Here is a 21,500-nt window from a genome sequence, read left to right on the forward strand (position 1 = left end):
GGAGGCACATATATGGAACGAGTAGTATTAGGACTAAGCGGCGGTGTTGATAGTGCAGTTGCTGCTTATTTATTAAAAAAACAAGGATATGAAGTGATCTGTGTTTTTATGAGAAACTGGGATTCTTCACTTAATAATGATGTATTAGGAAATCCTAACAATAATAATGATGTCTGTCCACAGGAAGAAGATTATAATGATGCTGTTAAGACAGCACAGCATTTAGGATTAGAAATCAGGAGAGTAGACTTTATCAAAGAATACTGGGATGAAGTCTTTACTTATTTCTTAGATGAATATAAACAGGGAAGAACACCTAATCCGGATATTCTCTGTAATAAGCATATTAAATTTAAAGCATTTTTGAATTATGCTAAAAGTATTCATGCGGATTGGATCGCAACAGGTCATTATGCCAGAATAGAACATCATGGTGATCGCTCGGTGATGCTAAGGGGAATTGATGATAATAAGGATCAGACCTATTTCTTATGTCAGCTTAATCAGCAGCAATTAAGAAATACATTATTTCCAATCGGTCATCTGACAAAGAAAGAAGTAAGAGAAATAGCTGCTCAATTAAAGTTGTCTGTTGCAGATAAGCGAGATTCTACAGGTATCTGTTTTATTGGTGAAAGGGATTTTAGAGAATTTTTAAAGAATTATATACCTGCTAAGCCGGGGAAAATGATTGATATTGAAACCGGAAAAGTAATTGCTGAACATCAGGGAATTATGTATTATACCATTGGTCAAAGAAAAGGATTGAATATCGGCGGCAAGGGGGGTCCATGGTTTGTCGCAGGAAAAGAATATGATCAGAATATTCTTTATATTGCGAGCGGTGATCAGAATAAGTGGCTTTTATCAGAAGGAGCTCTTATTACTGCTGTGAACTGGATTTCTGATAATTTCCCTAAAGAAGATTTAAACTGTACCGCTAAATTTAGATATCGCCAGCAAGATAATGAAGTTTCTCTGCATTTTATTAATCAGCATACTCTCTATGTGACCTTTAAGCATCCTATTAAGTCAGTAACACCCGGGCAGGCTGCTGTTTTCTATCTGGGAGAAGAATGTCTTGGTGGCGGAACTATTGATAAAGTTTATAAAGAAGGCAAGGAGATTGATTATTTATAATGCAGTCTTATACCGGTACAATCATAAGAATTCGTTTTTATAGTGAAGAAACAAAATTTATTGTAGCCCAGTTTGAAACAGTTCAGGAAAGTAAACCTATTACTATTACAGGTAATATGAGTTATGTCAGTATGGATGAAAGGTATTTGATAGAAGGAGAATATGTTTTTCATCCTCGTTATGGCAAACAGTTTAAGCTCTCAGGATATGAAGTTTTGCTGGCTAATGATTCAAGAGAAATTATACGATATCTATCATCTTCATTGTTTAAAGGAATAGGTGAAAAACAGGCAAAGAAAATAGTAGATTATTTAGGAGAAGAATGTCTTTCGATGATTAAAGAAGATCCTTCGTGCTTAAATATGGTAGAAGGTATAACAGAGAAAAAAATTCAGACAATTAGTCAGGTTTTAAAATCACAGGATTATGATCAGGAACTATTGAATCTTTTTATGGGACATGGTATATCTTCTCGTTATTTGGAAATGATACAGTCAGTCTATAAGGAGAAAACACTTTCTATTCTACAAACTAATCCTTATATGCTTATTGAAGATATAGAAGGCATAGGATTCAAGAGTGCTGATAGTCTTGCTTTTAAGCTTGGCTTTGAAAAAAACCATCCTTATCGTTTAAAAGCGGCTATCAGTTATTCATTAATGACAGTTTGTTTTCAAAGCGGCAGTATTTATACAAGCAAAGAGAATCTTTATAAGCAGACTGGAAGATTAGTACCTATTGCATTAGAAGACTTTGAGAATTATCTTAGTGAACTGATAGAAGAAGAGAAGATTGTTTATGAGAATGATAATTATTATACTTATGATCTTTATCATTCGGAACTAACAATTGCCTCTGATCTTAGAATATTAATGAATAGACCGGAAATAATCTCTGACAAATCGTTAATAGATAAAAGAATTGATGAAGTACAGGAGTATTTAGGTATCCGGTATGACCGGATACAAAGACAGGCAATTCATAGTTTTTTAAAATCTTCAGTCATGATTTTAACCGGCGGTCCCGGGACAGGTAAAACCACCATAGTGAGAGGAATCATGAGAGTTTATCGTTCATTTTTTCCGGATCATATGATTGATTTGTGTGCACCTACCGGTCGAGCAGCAAAACGGTTGGAAGAACTGACACATCTGGAAACATCAACTATTCATAGGCTGCTGAAATGGGATCTGCATAAGAATACTTTTGCAGTTAATAAAAAGAACCCTTTGGATACAAGATTAATGATTGTTGATGAATTTTCTATGGTAGACAGTTTATTGTTTGCCAGACTTCTTGAAGCAGGAACTCATCTTAGTAAGCTATTAATTATTGGTGATGATAAGCAGCTTCCTTCTGTTTCACCGGGACAGGTTCTTAATGATCTTCTTGAAACAGGACAAATAGAAACAGTCAGACTTAATACAATTTATCGTCAAAAAGAAGATTCAGGAATTGTAGAATTAGCTCATGATATTAGAAATGATCGATATGATGAAAGAATTTTTGAATTTTATCCGGCTATTCATTTTATCAATTGTTTATCTTATGAAGTATTAAAACATACTGTATCGATTGTTTTAGATTGTTTGGAAAGAGGCTATCAGCCTAAAGATATTCAGGTTCTTTCACCAATGTATCAAGGTATTGCCGGTGTGGATAGTATGAATGAAATATTACAGAATCTGATGAATCCTAAAAAGCTTTCTAAACAGGAATTAAAGATAGGCAGCCGTCTGTTTCGTGAAGGCGATAAGCTGCTGCAATTAAAAAACAGACCGGACGATAATATCTATAATGGTGATATTGGAACTTTAATAGAGATTATGCCTAAAGAGAAGGGTGATCTTTCCGAGACTCTTATCGTAGAATTTGATGATGGGAATTATGTCGAATATGTTCAGTCTGACTTCTCATCTCTTACACCGGCTTATGCAATGACTATTCATAAATCTCAGGGCAGTGAGTTTCCTGTTGTGATTATGCCTGTTTTAAGTGATTTTTCTATTATGAATAGAAAGAATCTTCTTTATACAGGAATGACCCGTGCTAAGAAAGAATTATATTTACTAGGCAGTCAGGATGTTTTAAAAGCAAGCTTAAAAAAACAGGCTGCTAAAAGGCATACATCTCTGAAAGAAAGATTTAATTATCCTATGCTGAAAATAGAAGATTTTGAATAGACAAAAGGTTAAGTGTTCGTTATAATAAAATGGAAATCGATGAGAAAGAAAAAATCTTAGGATCTTTGCTTAGAGAAAAGACGGATGGTGAAAGTCTTCAAAGAGAAGAGATGGGCTGCTTTTGAGAGTGATGTAAACATCAACGTATTCCTTGCGTTAAAAGGATAAGAGGCAGTAGAATTACTGTGAACAAGGATGGTACCACGATTAGTCGTTCCTTATAGGAATGGCTTTTTTATTAGGAGGAAATGATGAAATATTTAACAGGAAATCAGACAAGACAGATGTTTCTTGATTATTTTAAATCTAAAGGACATATGATAGAACCGGGAGCTTCTTTAATTCCTTATAATGATCCAACATTATTATGGATTAATGCCGGTGTTGCCGCATTAAAAAAATACTTTGATGGAACTGAAAAGCCTGCTTCCAACAGGATTGCGAATGCTCAGAAATCTATTCGTACAAATGATATTGAGAATGTCGGAAAGACAGCTCGTCATCATACTTTTTTTGAAATGTTGGGAAACTTTTCTATTGGTGATTATTTTAAAAGAGAAGCGATTCATTTCGCCTGGGAATTTTTAACTAGTGAGGAATGGATTGGTTTTGATAAAGAGAAGTTATATATTACTGTTTATACAGATGATAATGATGCTTATGACATCTGGACTAAAGAATGTGGTGTAGCTGAAGACCATATCTGGAAAACAGATGATAACTTCTGGGAAATTGGTGAAGGTCCGGGAGGTCCGGATAGTGAGATTTTTTATGATCGTGGAGAAGAATATGATCCTGATCATATCGGTATTAAATTGTTTCATGATGATATGGAAAATGACCGATATGTAGAGGTATGGAATGTTGTATTTTCACAATATGACTGTAATCCATCAATAGATCGTAAAGATTATAAGGAGCTTCCTCATAAGAATATTGATACAGGAATGGGCTTAGAAAGACTTGTTTCAATTATTCAGGGAGGAGAAACAAACTTTGATACAGATTTGTTTCTTCCAATTATAGAAGCCACAGAAAGATTATCTAATAGTGCATATAAAGATGAGCCGATGGCTTATCGTGTTATTGCTGATCATATTCGTACAGTTACTTTTGCTTTAAGTGATGGAGCAATGTTTGATAAAGCCGGCAGAGGATATGTCTTAAGACGTATTTTAAGAAGAGCTGTTCGTTATGGTAAGAAATTAGGTATTGATCATGCTTTCTTATACCAGCTGGTAGATATTGTGGTTGAGAATATGAAAGAATTTTATGATTATCTGCCTGCCAAGAAGGATCTTGTAAAAGCAGCTGTAAAAAAAGAAGAAGAGGCTTTCCAGAAAACATTGAATCAAGGAGAAAAGCGTATTCAGAATTTTATGAATAATACATCAGATAAGATTATTGATGGAAAGACAGCTTTTATGCTTTATGATACATATGGTTTTCCGTTAGAACTAACAATTGAAATTGCTGATGAAAAAGGATTTACAGTGGATAAAGAAGGCTTTGATCAGGAGATGAAAGCACAGCAGACAAGAGCCAGAAATGCCAGAGGAGAACAGGAGTCATTTGCTTCACAGAAGGCTGATTTAATGGACTTTACATTAGAATCTTCTTTTGATTATAATCCTGCTCCTATTAAAGCTAAGATTATTGGATTATTTGAAAATGGTGTAAAAACAGATAAATTAATACATACTGGAGAAGTTATTTTAGATCATACTGTATTTTATGCAGAAATGGGCGGACAGTGTGGAGATACCGGATATCTGGAAAATGGTGAAGCAAGATTAAAAGTAACAAATACGACTGCTGCTCCAAATGGTCAGCATCTTCATTTTGTAGAAATTGAAAAAGGTATACTTCACTTAGGGGATGAAGTAATGGTTTTAGTTGATTTAAAAAGACGAATGCTGATTGAAAATAATCATACAGCAACACACTTATTAGATGCTGCATTAAAGAAAGTTTTAGGTGAACATGTTGCTCAGGCAGGAAGCTATATTGATGATAAGCGTTTACGTTTTGATTTTACTCATCCTTCTAAATTAACAGATGAACAGATTCAGGAAGTAGAAGAATTAGTTAATCAGCAGATTTTTGCAGGGACTCATCTAACAGTTGAATATAAAGATAAAGAAGAAGCTGTTAAAGATGGAGCTACTGCTTTATTTGATGAGAAGTACGGTGATGTTGTAAGAGTTGTTTCAATAGGAGATTTTTCATCTGAATTATGCGGCGGATGTCATGTGAATAATACGAGTCAAATAGGATTATTTAAAATTGATGTAGAAACATCGGTGGGTTCAGGAATCAGAAGAATTGAAGCTGTTACTAATCAGGTTGCTTATCGGAGTTTAAAACATGAAGAACAGGTATTATTAAAAGCCGGTCAAATGCTTAAAATAAAGAATAAGAATGATTTATTAGAGAAGTTGGAACTGCTTCTTAATGATTTAAATGATTCTCATAAAAAAGCAAATCAGTTAAGTGCTAAATTGAATGCTTTAGAAGCAAAAGAAAAAGTTGATGAGATTGAAGAAATTAACGGCAGACAGTTCTTATATGTGCATGTTACAAAAGATGTGAAGGCAGCTAAGGCTTTAGTTGTTGATTATCGTGATTCATTAAAAAATGGTGTAGTAGTCGTGAGCAGCAGCTTTGAAGGAAAGAATTCATATTTTATAGGATGTACAAAAGGGTTTGAATTAAAAGCCGGTGATTTGATTAAGGAAATGAATGAAATCTTAGATGGAAGAGGCGGCGGGAAACCGGATATGGCTCAGGGTGGATGTCAGTCTTTGGATAAAATTGATGAAGCAGTTAGAAAAATCAAATCAAAAATGTAAAATTCTTTCATTTTTTGAAAGAATAGTATAGAATGAATTAAAGAATGCTTTTAAAATGAGGTGATGTATTATGGCAAAGGATTTTACACAGACAAGAGTATTTAATTCAGAAGATATAAGACGTGAAGTCATTCATAGTAATTTAAATACTGTTGCTCAGGCACTGAATGAGCGCGGCTATAATCCGGTTCATCAGATTGCAGGATATTTAATTTCAAATGATCCTGCTTATATTTCTTCCCATAAAGGTGCACGTTCAATCATTCAGCAGGTTGACCGTGATGAAATCATCGAAGAACTGGTTAAATCATACCTGGAGTCTAAATAATGCAGAGAGTATTAGGGCTGGATTTAGGTAGCCGTACTTGTGGTGTTGCGGTTAGTGATGAATTGGGTATGTTGGCACATGGAGTAGAAACTTATCGCTTTAGCGAGAATGCATATAAGAAGTGTGCCTTTCATATTCAGTCTTTAGTGGAAAAATATCAAGTGCATACAATTGTTTTAGGACTCCCGAAGCATATGAATGGTGATTTAGGAGAAAGAGCTCAGATATCTATTGATTTCAAGAAGAGATTAGAGGAAATGATGGATGTAGAAGTTATTTTAGAAGATGAACGCATGACGACTGTTATTGCAACACAGGCTTTACTGATGGGGGATGTTTCTCGTAAAAAAAGAAAGCAGGTTGTAGATAAAATGGCAGCGGTAGAAATACTTCAGGGCTATCTTGATAAGAATAAATGAATAAAATAACACTTTATAATGATGATCATCAAAAGAAAGAATATGATGTTATTTTTGAATATCAGAATCAGGAACATACTTATATTGTTTATACAGATTATCAGAATGTTTTTGCTTCAGAGGTGGATCAGAATTATAAATTAAATAAAATCACTAAAGATCAATGGTCCGAGGTGGAAAAAGCATTCCAAAGATTTAGAAATTCACATGAAAATGGATGTTCTCACTGTGTCTGTGATGGTGAGGATTGTGATTGTGAACAGTGTAATGAAATAAAGAATTCACATTAATAAAGTATTTATCCTAAGGAGATCAGGTATGGGTTTATTTTCAAGAACGAAAAATGTCGATATATTTTTTGTGGGTTGTGATGGTACGGATATTGACCGCGGGGTCTATTCTTTCTATCTTGATAGTGCAACCGGAGAGATTATTAAGAAGTCATTTGTTAAGTCACTTGCTAATCCTCTATCAATGAGTAAATCGGGACGCTGGATGTATTTAGGCTATCGTAATGGCTCAGGACGAGCAACTGATGGCGGAGTCTGGCAATATTCCTGTATGGATCTCCAGTTAGGCTTAGCAGCTCGTGTTTCTTATGAAGGACGTACTTATATTAAGACTCTTATTGCTCCTGATAGATTACATGGCTATGCGATTGATTATTATAATGGAGAAATTGTAACTATGCCTATTCGCTACAGTAAGCTTGTCAGAGTTTCTGAAGCAATTAAACTGAATGGTCATAGTATTGATCCTATCAAACAGACTGAATCACATCCTACTGATATTGTCTTAGCACCTGATCATAAAGTTATTGTTCTTGATATGGGAGGAGATCAGGTTCTTGTTTATGATATTGATGAAAGAGGCTATTTAAAGCAGGATCAGGAACATTCATTTAATACGGAAGCAGGAAGCGGACCTAGAAAGATTCTCTTTAGCAACAGTGGTCAATATGCTTATATTATGAATGAAATCAATAGTCATATTGATGTTTATCAGTATGATTCAGGTCAGTTTACAAAGATTCAAAGTACATTATCTTATTTATTAGAGGAATGTGATGGTAATAATATTCCGACTGATATGGTTCTTTTGGATGATGGATCACATCTTGCGATTATTAATAAGGGTGATGATACACTTGTCTTATTTTCTATATTAGATGATGGTACAATTAAGCGTATTGATTGTATAGAAACAGATGAAGGACCAAATAATTTGATGATTTTTAGAGACAGATGGTTTGTGGTAACTAGTAAAATAACTGGTACAATTGAAAGTTTTGAGCTTCGCTCTAATGAAAAAAGAGGAATTCTTTTTGAAACACATTCAAGGCTGCCTTTACATGGACCTGTCTGTGTGGCTAAAGGAACAGAAAATTTAAGAGTGACAAGATAAGACGGAAATTCCGTCTTTTATTCTGATAAGCTTGTGTTATTATTATTTTAGAATATAATACTTGAAGAGGTGCTATTATGAAAAAGAAAATAATTGTGATTATCTTATTATTGCTTATTATTAGCGGTATGACAGGAGGTTACTATTTTTATAATGAAACTGTTAATCAGGGACATCATAGTTCTAAACAAGTGATTGTTGAAGTAGAACAGGGTGAAACTCCTAAAAATCTTTTAAATATTATGTATAAGAAAGGTCTTGTTAAAAATATAATGATGGGTTCATTATATTTAAGACTTACCAATCCTAAGATCAAAGCGAATACTTATGCTTTTAATACATCTATGTCTTTAAAAGATATGTTTAAAGAAATGGGTAATGATAAAAGCAGTTATATTATGAATTCTAAGTTGATTATTCAGGAGGGATTAACTATTCCTGCGATTGCTAAAAAAGTAGCTAAATTATTAAATATGAATGAAAAAACAATATTAAAAACATGGAATGATCAGAATTATCTAAAGACACTTGCTAAAGATTATTGGTTTTTGGATATGAAAACATTAAGTAATAAGAGTCTTTTATATCCTTTAGAGGGATATTTATATCCTGATACTTACTTTATTAATGATAAGAAACCTACATTAGATTTAGTCACACGTAAATTATTAGATATGACAAATAAGAAAATTACACCTTATAAAAATAAGATGACAGGCATGTCAGTTCATCAATATTTGACACTAGCATCAATAGTTGAAAAAGAATCTCTCTATGATGAAGATATTTCTAAGATAGCCGGTGTTTTTATGAATAGATTAAATAAAGGAATGAGACTGGAAAGTGATATTACTGTTAATTATGCATTGCAAAGAACAGGAGTAAAGGTTACTCATAAAATGCTTCAGACAAAATCTCCTTATAATACATATCTTTATAAAGGATTGCCGGTAGGACCTGTATCAAGTGTACAGATTAAAACACTTGATAGGACAATTCATTATGCAAAGCATGATAATTATTATTTCTTTGCTAAAAAAGATGGTCAGGTTATTTATTCCAAGACTTATAAACAGCATTTAGAGGCTGTTGAGAAATACAAGTGGTATTAATATGATAACTTTAGATAAATTAGAGGATTATGCTTTAAGACATGATATACCTATTATGCAAAAAGAAGGCATTACTTATCTGATTAATGAATTAAATAAACATCAAGCTCATAGTGTTTTAGAAATAGGCAGTGCAATAGGATACTCCGGTATGATGATGGCTTTAAATACCAAAGGCTTATTGGTAGAAAGCATCGAAAGAGATGATCTCAGGTATCAGCAGGCATTAGATAATATTCATAAGTATCATCTTACTGATCGTATTCATTTAATCCATGCTGATGCATTAGAATATGATAAAAGATTATTAAAATTTGCTCCTTATGACTGTTTATTTATTGATGGGGCAAAAGCACAGTATCGTAAATTTTTTGAAAAATATATTGATCTTTTAAAAGAAGATGGATTTGTACTTGCCGATAACTTAGATTTTCATGGTATGATTTTTGATATTGAGCATATTAAAAATAGAAATACAAGAGCTTTAGTAAGAAAGATTAAGAAATTTAAAGATTGGATTTTTAATCATGATGAATATCAGGCTCATTATATAGAATTAGGTGACGGTCTTTGCCTAATTACCAGAAAGGATAGAAAATGAGATTAGCATTACATCTGACCAATAAAGACTATCTTTATGATTTTATAGTTATGGGGATAGAAGTTTATATTACAGCAGGTGATTATGGAACATTTACTTTGGAACATTATTCAATAGCTGAATTAAAAGAAATAAATAATCAAGTCAATACATTATATGTATTGGTGAATGGTCTTTATGATGAAAAGGAATTAGAGGAATTATTTAATCATATTGATGATCTTGCCAAGATCGGAGTATCAGGACTTCTGTTTCAGGATATGGCTGTTTTACGCTATGTTATCAAAAAGAAATATTCTTTTAATATGATGTATGCTCCTCATACCTTAAATACAAATCCTCTAACTTTAGAAACATTAAAAAAGCTGGGAATCAGCAGTGCTTTTGTATCTAAGGAAATTCCCTTAGAAGAACAGTTATATATTAAAAGGAATACATCACTTCCTTTAATGATACAAGGTCATGGTGTAATGTATATGGCTGCAAGTAAAAGAAAGCTTATTAGAAACTATATTCAGGAAACAGATAAAGAACTATCTGATCATTTGATTATTAATCCGAGAGGACAGGATTACCGCTGTCATATTTATGAAGATAATAGAGGAACCTGTATTTATACAGAAAATAAACTCTATACTTTAGATTTATTTAATATAATAAATGTATTTGATTATTTATATATTGAAACATTGTTTATGGATCCATTAGAAATGATTGAAGTTTCGCATATGTATCAGGAATGTATTCATGCTTTAGAAACCGGAAAATATAATCATGATGTTAAAGAGTATATGCCTTTATTAAAAAATGTTTCTTATCCTTTAGATAGAGGTTTCTTAAAAGATAAGACACTTTATCATATTGAAGATGTTAAGAGGAGGGATAATTCATGAATTCGCAAATCATTAATGGTCATCGCGTAATTCTTAAGAAACCGGAATTATTAGCTCCCGCAGGTAATCTGGAGAAATTAAAGGTAGCTATTCTTTATGGTGCTGATGCTGTTTTTGTAGGAGGTAAAGAGTTTTCTTTAAGAAGTGCCGCTTCTAATTTTTCATTAGAAGATATTAAAGAGGGGGTACGCTTTGCGAAAGCTCATGGAGCAGATATTCATGTAACATGTAATATTATTCTTCATAATGATAATTTAGAAGGCTTGGAAGAGTATTTAAAAGCCTTGGATGAAATAGGAGTTAAAGCTATCATTGTAGCTGATCCTTATATTATGATACTTGCAAAGAAACTTCAACTTCATTTAGAAGTTCATGTTTCTACCCAAATGTCAACGCTAAACAGTGAAGCGATCTTATTTTATCAGGATATGGGTATGGATCGTGTAGTTTTTGGGCGAGAGACTGAGTTTGAAGATCTCAAGATCATTAGAGAGAAATGTCCTGATATAGATCTTGAATATTTTATTCATGGTGCTATGTGTATTCATTATTCAGGCAGATGTATGCTTTCTAATTATTTTTCTCGAAGAGATGCAAATAGAGGAGGCTGTTCACAAAGTTGTCGCTGGAGTTATGATATTTATGATTCCGGTATATTAAAGACTTTGGAATCAGATACACCTTTCTCAATGAGTTCTAAAGATATGTGCTTAGTAAATCATATTGGTGAATTGATTGAATTGGGAATTGATTCTTTTAAAATAGAAGGACGGATGAAATCTCTTCATTATATTGCGACAGTTGTCTCATCTTATCGTAAGTTGATTGATGCTTATTGTGAGAATCCGGATAGTTTTTCTTATGAGGGATATTTGCAGGAATTAGAAAAGGCAGCTAATCGTGCCTTTTGTACAGGCTTTTATAATGGTGATCCCCAAAATAATGCTCAATTGTTTAATTTAAGAGATGAACATCCTACACAGGAATTTGTTATGAGAATCTTGGATTATGATAAAGATCAGCAGATTATGAAAGTAGAGCAGAGGAATTATTTTAAAAAAGGAGATAGAATTGAGATATTCTCACCATCTCATAATAATTATTTATTTACTATAGAAAAAATCATAAATGAAGAGAATATAGAAGTAGAAACAGCTAATCATCCAATGGAAATACTTTATATTCCTTTAAATAAAGAAGTCTATAAAGATGATATGGGAAGGAAGGTTAGAGATGAATAAGCAGGCTATTATTATTGGGATTGCCGGTGGGAGTGCTTCGGGAAAGACGACTATTGCCAGATCAGTATATGATGCTTTTAAAGGTAATCATAAAGTTTATATTGTAAAACAGGATGATTATTATAATGATCAGAGTCATCTTCCGATGAGTGAAAGAATAAAGACAAATTATGATCATCCTTTTGCTTTTGATACAGATTTACTAGTTAAACATCTTAAAAAATTAAAGAACAGAGAAACTATTAAAAAACCTGTTTATGATTATACTTTGCATACCCGTTCAGATAGAACAGAAGAGATTTCTAATAGAGATGTTATTATTTTAGAAGGAATATTTGTATTAGCTGAAGAGAAAGTTAGAGATCAGTGTAATATATTAGTTTATGTTGATACTGCCAGTGATATTCGCTTTATTAGACGATTAAGACGTGATATTGAAGAAAGAGGACGTTCTTTAGATTCTGTATGTAATCAGTATTTATCTACTGTCAGACCTATGCATGAACAATTTATTGAACCTTCTAAAAAATATGCTCATGTTATTATTCCTAATGGAGGAGAAAATATGGTTGCGATAGATCTCTTAATTACAAAGATAAAATCTATCATTGATGAATCATAGACATTATATAAGAATTATGCTATAGTGTAGAACACGAGGTGAATAATATGGATAACACTGTACTTTTAACAAAAGAGGGTATTGAAAAATTAAAAGAAGAAAAAGAACATTTAGTCAATGTTGAAAGACCACAGGTCATTGAAGAAATTCAGCTGGCAAGAAGTCAGGGTGACTTATCAGAAAATGCTGACTATGATGCTGCTAGAGATAAACAGGCCCATTTAGAAGCAAGGATTAAAGAAATTGATAGTATGCTTCTGAATGCTAAGATTATTGATGACAGTGATCGTGATGTGACTGTTATTAAAGCCGGGGCTACTGTAACGGTTCTTGATTTAGAGGATAATACAGAAGATACTTATACAATTGTTGGTACTTTTGAAACAGATCCGTTAAATGGAAAAATTTCTAATGAATCTCCATTAGCAAAAGCAATGATGGACCATAAGGTTAATGAAATTGTAACTGTTGGGGTTGCACAGCCTTATGATGTGAAGATTTTAAATATTAAATATCATTCATAAAGAGCGAAAGCTCTTTTTTTTATAGGGTAAATTATCATAACAAGTGCAATACCAATAAAAAAAGGGTAGTTTTACTACCCTAAAAGCATTCGATCATTTACAAATTCACTGCCGCTTGCTTCTTCAAACTTCTTTAATAAATCATTAACTTTTAATGATTTTTTTTCTTCACCGCTGACATCATAAATAATTTGGCCATCATACATCATAATCAAACGATTTCCAACATCAATCGCATCCTGCATATTATGTGTAACCATCATCGTTGTTAGATGCATTTCATTAACGAGTTCATTAGTGAGGGTTAATACTTTAGCACTTGTAGCAGGATCAAGAGCCGCTGTATGTTCATCTAATAAAAGTATTTTAGGTTTTGTGAGTGTAGCCATAAGAAGTGTTAAAGCTTGTCTTTGACCACCTGATAATAATCCTACTTTATTGGTCATACGATCTTCTAAGCCCAAGCCCAGCTTTTTAAGATGCTGATAAGAATCTTTAGTTTCCTGTTTTGTAATACTCCATTTAAGTCCTAAAGATTTTCCCCGTCTAAAAGCCATAGCCAGATTTTCCTGAATATTCATATCAGCAGCAGTCCCCATCATAGGATCCTGAAAGACATGACCAATGAACTGTGCTCTCTTATATTCAGGATATAATGAAATATCTAAATCATCCAGAATAATATGTCCACAGTCTATAGGATATAATCCGGCAACCATATTCATTAAAGTACTTTTACCGGCACCATTACCTCCTATAATAGTAACAAAGTCTCCGTCATTCAATGTTAAAGTAATATTTTTTAAAGCTTTTTTCTCATTAATCGTTCCTGTATTGAACGTTTTAGAAACATTTTTAATTTGAAGCATTTTTAGCATCCACCTCTTGTGTTAATTTCTTATAATTAGCCATTTGATGACGATGACTGAGGACTACAGGAATAGTTAGTGCAATACCGACAATGATTGCAGTTAATAGTTTTAAATCATTTGTAGATAATCCCATTTGTAAGACAAATGCAATTACAACACGATAAATAATAGAGCCAATCACAATCGAAACAAGTCTTAATAGAAAATATCCTTTAGTAATCTTAGAAAAGATGACTTCTCCAATCACAATAGAAGCTAAAGCAATTACAATGGCACCAATACCCATTTTAACATCAGAGCTTCCTTGTGACTGTGCGACTAAGGCACCGCTCATAGCAATAAGACCATTGGATAAAGTAACACCAATCAATTTTGTGGTATTGGTATTAACACCGACAGCTCTAACCATTTGTTCATTATTACCGGTAGCACGAATGGCACTGCCAATTTCTGTGCCAAAGAACCAGTATAAACCGGCAATAATAATAATCACAAAGATTAAGCCGACAAAGATAATAGCATAAGAATCTCTTAATCCCAGATTTCTAATCCAGTCAAAGATACTCTTTGCTGAAAGAAGAGGGATATTAGATTTATCACCCATGATTCTTAAGTTAATTGAATAGAGTCCTATTTGAGTTAATATTCCGGATAAAATAGCCGGAATATGACATTTCGTGATTAACAATCCGGTTATAAAACCGGCAATACATCCGGCAAGTGTTCCTGCACATACCGCTATTAGAGGATGCACACCGGAAATAATTAAAACTGCACAGATTGCTCCTCCTGTTGCAAATGAACCGTCAACAGTCAGATCAGCAATATCTAATATTCTGAAAGTTATATAGACTCCAAGAGCCATAATGCTCCATAAGATACCTTGTGCTAAGGCACCTTCAAATGCAGATAATAAAGCCATTCAAAAGCCTCCTCTTAAATATATTTAACCTGTTTCTTTAAATCTTCAGGAATACTGATACCAAATCTTTCAGCCTGCTTTTTGTTAATGGATAATTCACAGTCTGATGCTTTTAAATATTTAATAGGCATTGTCTGAGGCTTTTCTTTACCTTCTAAGATGGAAACAGCCTGCTTGCCTGCTAAATGCCCTAAGGCATTATAATCAATACCATAAGTAGCTAAACCGCCATGAGTTACCATATTTTTTTCACCGACAATAACCGGAATCTTACTGGCATTAGTAGACTGAATAACAGTTGGCATATTTGCTGCTAATAAATTATCAGTAGGAATATAGACAGCATCCACTTTACCGGCAAATGAGTCAGTAACTGCCTGTACATCATTAGAATCAGAAACAGTCTTGCTCACTGTTGTAAAACCTAATGCTTTAGCCTCCTTGATTGCGATTTTCGCCTGAAATTCAGAATTTGATTCAGAACCGTTATATAAGATACCTACATTCTTTGCTTTAGGCATTAACTTCTTCAATAGTTCCATTTGTTCTTTAACAGGAGTTAAGTCACTAGCTCCGGTAACATTAGTATCAGGCTTACTATTAGACTTTACAAGCTTAGAAGTTGCCGGATCAGTTACAGCACTGACCACAATAGGAATATCTTTTGTTTTATTAGCAACAGCTTGAGCAGCAGGTGTCGCAATCGCATAAATTAAGTCACTTCTATCATTAACTAACTGAGAAGCAATCGTTTCACAGTTGCTTGTTTCACCGCTGGCATTTTTAACATTCTTATCATCAATCTTATAACCGGCTTTTTCAACCTCTTCTTTAAATCCTTTGTAAGAAGCATCTAAGGCATCATGCTGAACAAATTGAATAATACCTATTTTTACTTCACTTTTGTTTTTCTTCCCCGTATTTGAAGAAGAACAACCGCTTAATAATAACCCGCAGGCAAGAACTGCACCTAAGACTTTTTTCATATATAACCCTCCATCCCTTTATAAAAACAAAAAAGATCCGCCAAAAGAGGGCGAATCCACGCGTTACCACCTCTAGTTTACCATCTATTCACATAGATAGTCTCGCTAGGTTTACAACCTTATGATTTAACGATCATAACTCGGGATAACCTTTAAGCTAACCAACTCCGTGGTGAATTCAGAATAACTTACGTATCATTTACACCGCCCATGATATCTCTTGTGTCGCATCATTCTTACTATGTCACTTCAATGTTTTTATGAATATGATGATATCATAAAGAAATAATAGTAATTTGTCAATACTTTTATAAAAAGACTAAAAAAAATAAAAAAACACATAAAAAATAGAAAATAGAGATACTAAAAAGTATCTTGGCTTTGTAGTGTGTAAAAAACTTAAAATTAATATACAAATAGAGATATTAATTAAGCTATTTGAGGTGACCTCCAAAAGTTAGACTTTTTTGGTTAATTCTTCCATTGAAGTTTCTTTAAATGCATTAGAATAATCAAAACTAATATGAATTTCAGGATTAAGTTTTAACTTTGCTTTGTAATAAATATTACTTTCTTTACCATTATAGAATATCTTTAAATTATTAGTTTGCTGTAAAAATAAGAAGATTTTTAAATTCTATAGCAAAAACTTAAAAAACCACAGAAATCTGTGGTTAATAGATAGTTCTTAAGAGAATTGCCTTATATGTAGACTCATCTTTTTTACGATCATAAGATTTAATAAGACTATAGCTGACATTATCATATTTTAAGACTTCTTCATCATAAATATAATCTGCTTGTCTAAAGAAAATACGCTGGTCATGATCAATTAAGGTACCAAATCCTTTGTCTTCATTGTAATAGACAACTTTGCCTTCATGACGCTTAATAAATAATTCAAGGTGATTCATCAAAGAATCATATAATTTATCAAAGACATGAGAAGCATCAAGATCTTTATAGTCTTCACTCTCTTCATTTTTCATTTTAGCAAGGAGTGCATTTATTAAAGATAGTTGCTTAGAAGCTTCTTTTTCCTTGCACATTGATTGAATTTTTAAATAAATAGGCATCAGCTTAATATCAAAGCCATTCAAGAAAAATTCATAGAGAAGGCTTGTATAAGCTTCATTTTCCTTGCCTGTATTCATATAAAGTTGAAATAAGATGTCTGAGAAATCAGCTGCTCGAAAATGATCTTTTAAGGCAATAAAAGTATTTTCAGCTTCTTCATAGCGACCAAGTTTTACTAAGCTTGATGCACGATAGTATTGAATCCATGATTTATTATTATAATGCCATTTAAACTGAGAAGCGATAGCAATATTAGCAGTTTCTAGACATAATGAGTAATTCTCTGTTTCATAGAGAGCTCTAACCTTCTGACGATACCATTTTTCTTTCTTGCTTTCAAACTCCTTGCCATCTTTATTGATAAAAGGCTGATCATCTAAAGTAGGACCATCAAGCATATCAAGGAGTTCATTTAATTTACTATAATCAACAGGACTCTTTGACATTTCATATTTAATAGCTTTATTAACTGAAGCTTCTAAGGGAGAATAGCGTTCCTGACGACAGTTCTCTTTAATTTCTTTTAAGATAGTATAGAATAAATTTTCATTTTCAGATATCTTTTCTAAAGAAATATTAATATAACGATTATAAAGAGCATATCCAAAATAATTAACATAGTCATTTAATTCGGGTTTCTGTTCTAATAATGTTCGTCCTACTTCTATAGCTTTATCAGTCTGTCCCTGATTTTTTAATTCTTTAATATAGTCTGAAGCTTGAAATTCAGTAAAAGAAGAAAGATCTTCATTAAACTGCTGCTCATAAGCTGTTAGATCTTTTAATTTTTTATCCATAATAATCACCTCTCATTGCCTATTATAACAAGTTTAAATATCAAAGTGAAGTTTTATTAAATTCTTTCTTTCTATGAAACCTGTTTATTCAACAGTTACTGACTTAGCCAGATTTCTAGGCTTATCTACATCACAGCCTTTTAAGACAGCTGTATGATAAGCAATCAGCTGTAATGGTATAGCTACTAATACACTCATTAATAACGGATTGATTTCAGGAAGGTTATAAACGTTCTTAATCTGATCAGTTTTTTGAGAAGATGTTGTAAATAAGATAACATCTGCTCCGCGGGCTATTGTTTCTTGAATATTAGAAATTGTTTTACCGGCAACATGAGGTTGTGTTGCTGCTGCAATAACAACACTTCCTTCTTCAATAAGAGCAATAGGACCATGTTTTAATTCACCGGCAATATAAGCATCAGCATGAACATAAGATACTTCTTTTAACTTTAAGGCACCTTCCAATACAGAGGCATAATCAAGGCTTCTGCCAATAAAATAACAGTCATGCTGATGTTTTAATAATTGAGCATATGAAGCAAAAATTTTATCATCTTTAAGAATTTTCTCTACCAGTTCACTGAGCTTACTAAGCTGATTCATAACATCAATATCAACTTTTAGATTCAATCTTTGAGATACATATAATGCAAATAAGGTTAATAAAACAAGCTGAGTCGTATAAGCTTTAGTAGATGCTACAGCAATTTCCGGACCGGCTGCGGTATAAAGAGTATAGTGTGCATCACGGGAAATAGTTGATCCTAATACATTAGCAACCGCAAGAGTGACTGATTTTTTCTCTTTTGCAAGTCTAAGGGCTGCCAGTGTATCAGCAGTTTCGCCGGACTGAGAAACAAAGATACATAGGGTATGTTCATCAATGATTGGATCACTGTAACGGAATTCACTGGCCACCTGTGTTAAAACAGGTAATTTAGTTGCTCTTTCCAGAATATTAGCACCACAGAGGCAGGCATGATAAGCTGTGCCGCAGGCAACAAAATAGATTTTATTAAACTGAGTAAAATCAAGATCATCTAATTCTTTTAGAATAATCTGATTATCAAAGATACGTCCTCTCAGTGTTTCATTAATAACATGTGGCTGTTCATAAATTTCCTTAAGCATATAAGTATCATAGCCATCTTTCTGGGCAGCTTCTAAGTCATAAGGAATTGTTACTAGAGAAGGATGAATTTCTTCTTTATGACGATTATAGAATGTCACATGATCATTTTTTAGGATCGCAATATTATTATCTTCTAAAAAATAAACATCCTTTGTATAGGCTAAAAGAGCAGGAATATCACTGGCGGCAACATATCCATCTGCTGTTTTTCCAATAACGAGAGGACTATCTTTTTTAGCAACAATAATCTGATCCGGCTGATCAGTAGATAAGATGCTTAAAGCATAGCTTCCATCAATGCAGTTTAAAGTTTTAAATACTGCTTCTAATAAATCCCCTTGATTAAAGTAATCAAGACACATTACTGCCACTTCTGTATCTGTTTCACTTTGAAACTGATATCCCTTCTTTTTAAGAATCTCTTTTAGTTCACGATAGTTCTCAATAATCCCATTATGTACAATACTTAGTGTATTAGAGGGATTTGTATGAGGATGTGAATTGAGATTTGAAGGAACTCCATGAGTTGCCCATCTGGTATGACCAATGCCTACATGACCGGTCATATCATATTTTTTAACTTCCTGTTCTAATTGAGCCAGTCTGCCTTTACATTTGACAGTCTGAAGATGGTGATTATTTAAGATAGTCACCCCGGCAGAATCATAGCCACGATATTCTAACCGTGAAAGACCCTGCATCAAAAATGGTAAAGCCTGTCCTTTACCTACATAAGCTGTAATTCCACACATATATTTGTCCTCCTTGCTTTCAAGAGAGTACCTGATAGAATCTGTTAGACAATCACTTATCTTTTTTACCTATCTTTTTAGACAGTACTATGCCTCCAGATCATCCGCCGAATATTTCGATAAATCTGGTCCTCGTCAACTCATTGAGTTCTGGCGCTTAAAAAATATTATCACTTGAAAGCTTTTTTTATTATAAAAAGAATACTGTGAAATGCAATGAAAATCACATACTTTTTATAATTTGAAAATAATAATAAAAATATGAGAAATTAAAAAAATTTTTGAGTATAGAATATTAGGAGGAAATAAAATGATTGAGGAAGATGAATTAGACTACTTTAAGCTACAGCTTAAACATCTTGAAGAGAGCGGTAACTTTGATGTTGAGAAGTATAAAAAGTCTTTAGTCTTTCAGACCGGTCAGCTTGAATATTTCTATTGTCATATTGTGAAGGATGGAGATTGCGATCATGCAGTTTATCAGGTAAAGAACAGACCAGAAGAACATTCTATGGCTTATTTCAATATCGGAAGGGGTTTCCCTAAAGAACTGATGGATGGGCACTGGTGTTATGTAGTCAGAGATTTAGGAACTAAAGTTCTTATTATTCCGTGTACATCGATTAAGAAAGAATCCAGGGACTATAACCCCCGATTTGAAAAAGATATTATTATTACTGATTCTCACAAGGAATTAAAAAGTAGAATGCAGCTGTCAGATATGAGAATGATTGACATTCAGAGACTTGATACTCGTAAACAGTTTTATCAGGTTCTTACACCAAGAAATGAGATTAATCAATTCATTATCTCAAGACTTTTTGATGGATAATCATAAAAGCAATCATTATGAATCCTCTGAAAGTATGATTGCTGCTTTCAGATCCTCCAAAGTACATCTTAAGATGTACTTTTTTGGTTTCTTAATCCGGATGTTACTCTTGATTTGACAATTCATTAATAAAAGTCTTAATATTTATTAAAACTTTCTAAAATAGGATAGATATCTTTTTCTTCTTTAATAAAATGTACAGACATTTCTTTTATTTTTTTTTCGTACATCTGACTATAGTCATCATAGACTCCTATTAGCTGAAAATGATTTTTATAAGCACATGATGCAGCATGGATTGCATCTTCAAAAACATAAGTATTCTCAGGTTTACTATTCATATATTGACAGGCTTTATAGTAGATTTCAGGATTATCTTTTCCTGATCCTACTTCATCACTGGTAAGAATATACATGAAGTAATCAGCTAATCCAAATCTTTCCATTGTTTCATAGATAAGACTTTTTTCATTACTGGTACATATCATCATAGGAATATGATTTTTATGAAACGTTAAAATTAATTCTTTCATCCCCGACTTTAATGAGACTTTATGCAGATAAAAATCTCTGACGAGTGATAAGATATCATGAAGCATTATTTCAATAGAATCCTTTATATGAAAGGTATCTTTCATGTATTGCAGTGAGGATTCCATAGTCATTGTAGAAAATTGACGTGATAGTTCTTCTGTAGCCTGAAAACCGTGCTTTTCTAAGTACATTGCATCTACCTGACTCCAGATACCCATCGAATCAATTAAAGTTCCATCAACATCAAATATTACACCTTTTATCATTAGTATTC

20 protein-coding genes and 1 other annotated feature are annotated in these 21,500 nt (G+C 32.8%); of the genes, 14 read left to right on the top strand and 6 right to left on the bottom strand.

The annotated features are described in order from the left end of the window. Positions 1–12: 12 nt before the first annotated feature. The 13 genes from mnmA (at position 13) to greA (ending at position 13,319) form a co-directional block, all read left to right on the top strand. Positions 13–1,140 carry a tRNA 2-thiouridine(34) synthase MnmA gene (gene mnmA / locus HMPREF9943_RS02005; protein WP_004801589.1) on the top strand — a complete coding sequence of 376 codons (1,128 nt, stop codon included), beginning with the start codon at positions 13–15 and terminating at the stop codon, positions 1,138–1,140. Then, positions 1,140–3,323, top strand: a complete 2,184-nt coding sequence (recD2, locus tag HMPREF9943_RS02010) for an SF1B family DNA helicase RecD2 (RefSeq protein WP_004801592.1) — start codon at positions 1,140–1,142, stop codon at positions 3,321–3,323. The genes mnmA and recD2 overlap by 1 nt, the downstream gene beginning before the upstream one ends. Positions 3,324–3,574: 251 nt before the next feature. Beyond that, positions 3,575–6,175, top strand: a complete 2,601-nt coding sequence (gene alaS, locus HMPREF9943_RS02015; protein WP_004801594.1) for an alanine--tRNA ligase — start codon at positions 3,575–3,577, stop codon at positions 6,173–6,175. Positions 6,176–6,245: 70 nt separating this feature from the next. Continuing rightward, positions 6,246–6,503 carry an IreB family regulatory phosphoprotein gene (locus HMPREF9943_RS02020; RefSeq protein ID WP_004801595.1) on the top strand — a complete coding sequence of 86 codons (258 nt, stop codon included), beginning with the start codon at positions 6,246–6,248 and terminating at the stop codon, positions 6,501–6,503. Further along, positions 6,503–6,922 (top strand): Holliday junction resolvase RuvX, encoded by a 420-nt coding sequence (ruvX, locus tag HMPREF9943_RS02025; RefSeq protein WP_004801597.1) that lies wholly within the window; start codon positions 6,503–6,505, stop codon positions 6,920–6,922. The genes HMPREF9943_RS02020 and ruvX overlap by 1 nt, the downstream gene beginning before the upstream one ends. After that, entirely contained in the window at positions 6,919–7,212 is a 294-nt protein-coding gene (locus tag HMPREF9943_RS02030) for a DUF1292 domain-containing protein (protein WP_004801598.1), read from the top strand. Before ruvX ends, HMPREF9943_RS02030 begins: the two co-directional genes overlap by 4 nt. A 28-nt stretch (positions 7,213–7,240) precedes the next feature. Next, positions 7,241–8,326 carry a lactonase family protein gene (locus HMPREF9943_RS02035; protein ID WP_004801600.1) on the top strand — a complete coding sequence of 362 codons (1,086 nt, stop codon included), beginning with the start codon at positions 7,241–7,243 and terminating at the stop codon, positions 8,324–8,326. 77 nt (positions 8,327–8,403) lie between these two features. Beyond that, on the top strand, positions 8,404–9,438 hold the full coding sequence (gene mltG / locus HMPREF9943_RS02040) for an endolytic transglycosylase MltG (protein ID WP_004801602.1): 1,035 nt from the start codon (positions 8,404–8,406) through the stop codon (positions 9,436–9,438). 1 nt (position 9,439) lies between these two features. Further along, positions 9,440–10,039 (top strand): O-methyltransferase, encoded by a 600-nt coding sequence (locus HMPREF9943_RS02045; protein ID WP_004801604.1) that lies wholly within the window; start codon positions 9,440–9,442, stop codon positions 10,037–10,039. Then, on the top strand, positions 10,036–10,932 hold the full coding sequence (locus HMPREF9943_RS02050) for a peptidase U32 family protein (RefSeq protein WP_004801607.1): 897 nt from the start codon (positions 10,036–10,038) through the stop codon (positions 10,930–10,932). The genes HMPREF9943_RS02045 and HMPREF9943_RS02050 overlap by 4 nt, the downstream gene beginning before the upstream one ends. Continuing rightward, positions 10,929–12,173, top strand: a complete 1,245-nt coding sequence (locus HMPREF9943_RS02055; protein WP_004801608.1) for a peptidase U32 family protein — start codon at positions 10,929–10,931, stop codon at positions 12,171–12,173. The genes HMPREF9943_RS02050 and HMPREF9943_RS02055 overlap by 4 nt, the downstream gene beginning before the upstream one ends. Further along, positions 12,166–12,795, top strand: coding sequence for a uridine kinase (gene udk, locus HMPREF9943_RS02060; protein WP_004801610.1), 630 nt, complete (start codon positions 12,166–12,168; stop codon positions 12,793–12,795). The genes HMPREF9943_RS02055 and udk overlap by 8 nt, the downstream gene beginning before the upstream one ends. Before the next feature lie 47 nt (positions 12,796–12,842). Next, positions 12,843–13,319 carry a transcription elongation factor GreA gene (gene greA / locus HMPREF9943_RS02065; RefSeq protein WP_004801613.1) on the top strand — a complete coding sequence of 159 codons (477 nt, stop codon included), beginning with the start codon at positions 12,843–12,845 and terminating at the stop codon, positions 13,317–13,319. Between the two features lie 74 nt (positions 13,320–13,393). Here the strand turns inward: greA and HMPREF9943_RS02070 are convergent, their stop codons facing one another. From HMPREF9943_RS02070 to glmS, 5 genes are all read right to left on the bottom strand, one after another. Beyond that, complete coding sequence (locus tag HMPREF9943_RS02070; RefSeq protein ID WP_004801616.1) at positions 13,394–14,188, bottom strand: ABC transporter ATP-binding protein; 795 nt, start codon at positions 14,186–14,188, stop codon at positions 13,394–13,396. Continuing rightward, positions 14,175–15,113: an ABC transporter permease gene (locus tag HMPREF9943_RS02075; protein ID WP_004801619.1), complete on the bottom strand. Its 939-nt coding sequence runs from the start codon at positions 15,111–15,113 to the stop codon at positions 14,175–14,177. The genes HMPREF9943_RS02070 and HMPREF9943_RS02075 overlap by 14 nt, the downstream gene beginning before the upstream one ends. A gap of 14 nt (positions 15,114–15,127) precedes the next feature. After that, entirely contained in the window at positions 15,128–16,099 is a 972-nt protein-coding gene (locus HMPREF9943_RS02080; protein WP_004801620.1) for an ABC transporter substrate-binding protein, read from the bottom strand. Positions 16,100–16,142: 43 nt separating this feature from the next. Further along, positions 16,143–16,361 (bottom strand) — a binding site (T-box leader). Between the two features lie 412 nt (positions 16,362–16,773). Then, positions 16,774–17,973 carry a hypothetical protein gene (locus HMPREF9943_RS02085; protein ID WP_004801621.1) on the bottom strand — a complete coding sequence of 400 codons (1,200 nt, stop codon included), beginning with the start codon at positions 17,971–17,973 and terminating at the stop codon, positions 16,774–16,776. Positions 17,974–18,057: 84 nt separating this feature from the next. Beyond that, a complete protein-coding gene (glmS, locus tag HMPREF9943_RS02090; RefSeq protein ID WP_004801622.1) occupies positions 18,058–19,860 on the bottom strand; it encodes a glutamine--fructose-6-phosphate transaminase (isomerizing) in 1,803 nt (600 codons plus the stop codon). Positions 19,861–20,170: 310 nt separating this feature from the next. On the opposite strand from glmS, the gene HMPREF9943_RS02095 reads away from it, so the two are divergent. Then, a complete protein-coding gene (locus tag HMPREF9943_RS02095; protein WP_004801623.1) occupies positions 20,171–20,692 on the top strand; it encodes a hypothetical protein in 522 nt (173 codons plus the stop codon). A gap of 137 nt (positions 20,693–20,829) precedes the next feature. On the opposite strand, the gene HMPREF9943_RS02100 is transcribed toward HMPREF9943_RS02095, so the two are convergent. Beyond that, positions 20,830–21,492: an HAD family hydrolase gene (locus HMPREF9943_RS02100; protein ID WP_004801624.1), complete on the bottom strand. Its 663-nt coding sequence runs from the start codon at positions 21,490–21,492 to the stop codon at positions 20,830–20,832. Positions 21,493–21,500: the final 8 nt, after the last annotated feature.

It is taken from the genome of Eggerthia catenaformis OT 569 = DSM 20559, assembly GCF_000340375.1.
GTDB classification, from domain to species: Bacteria; Bacillota_I; Bacilli_A; order Erysipelotrichales; family Coprobacillaceae; genus Eggerthia; species Eggerthia catenaformis.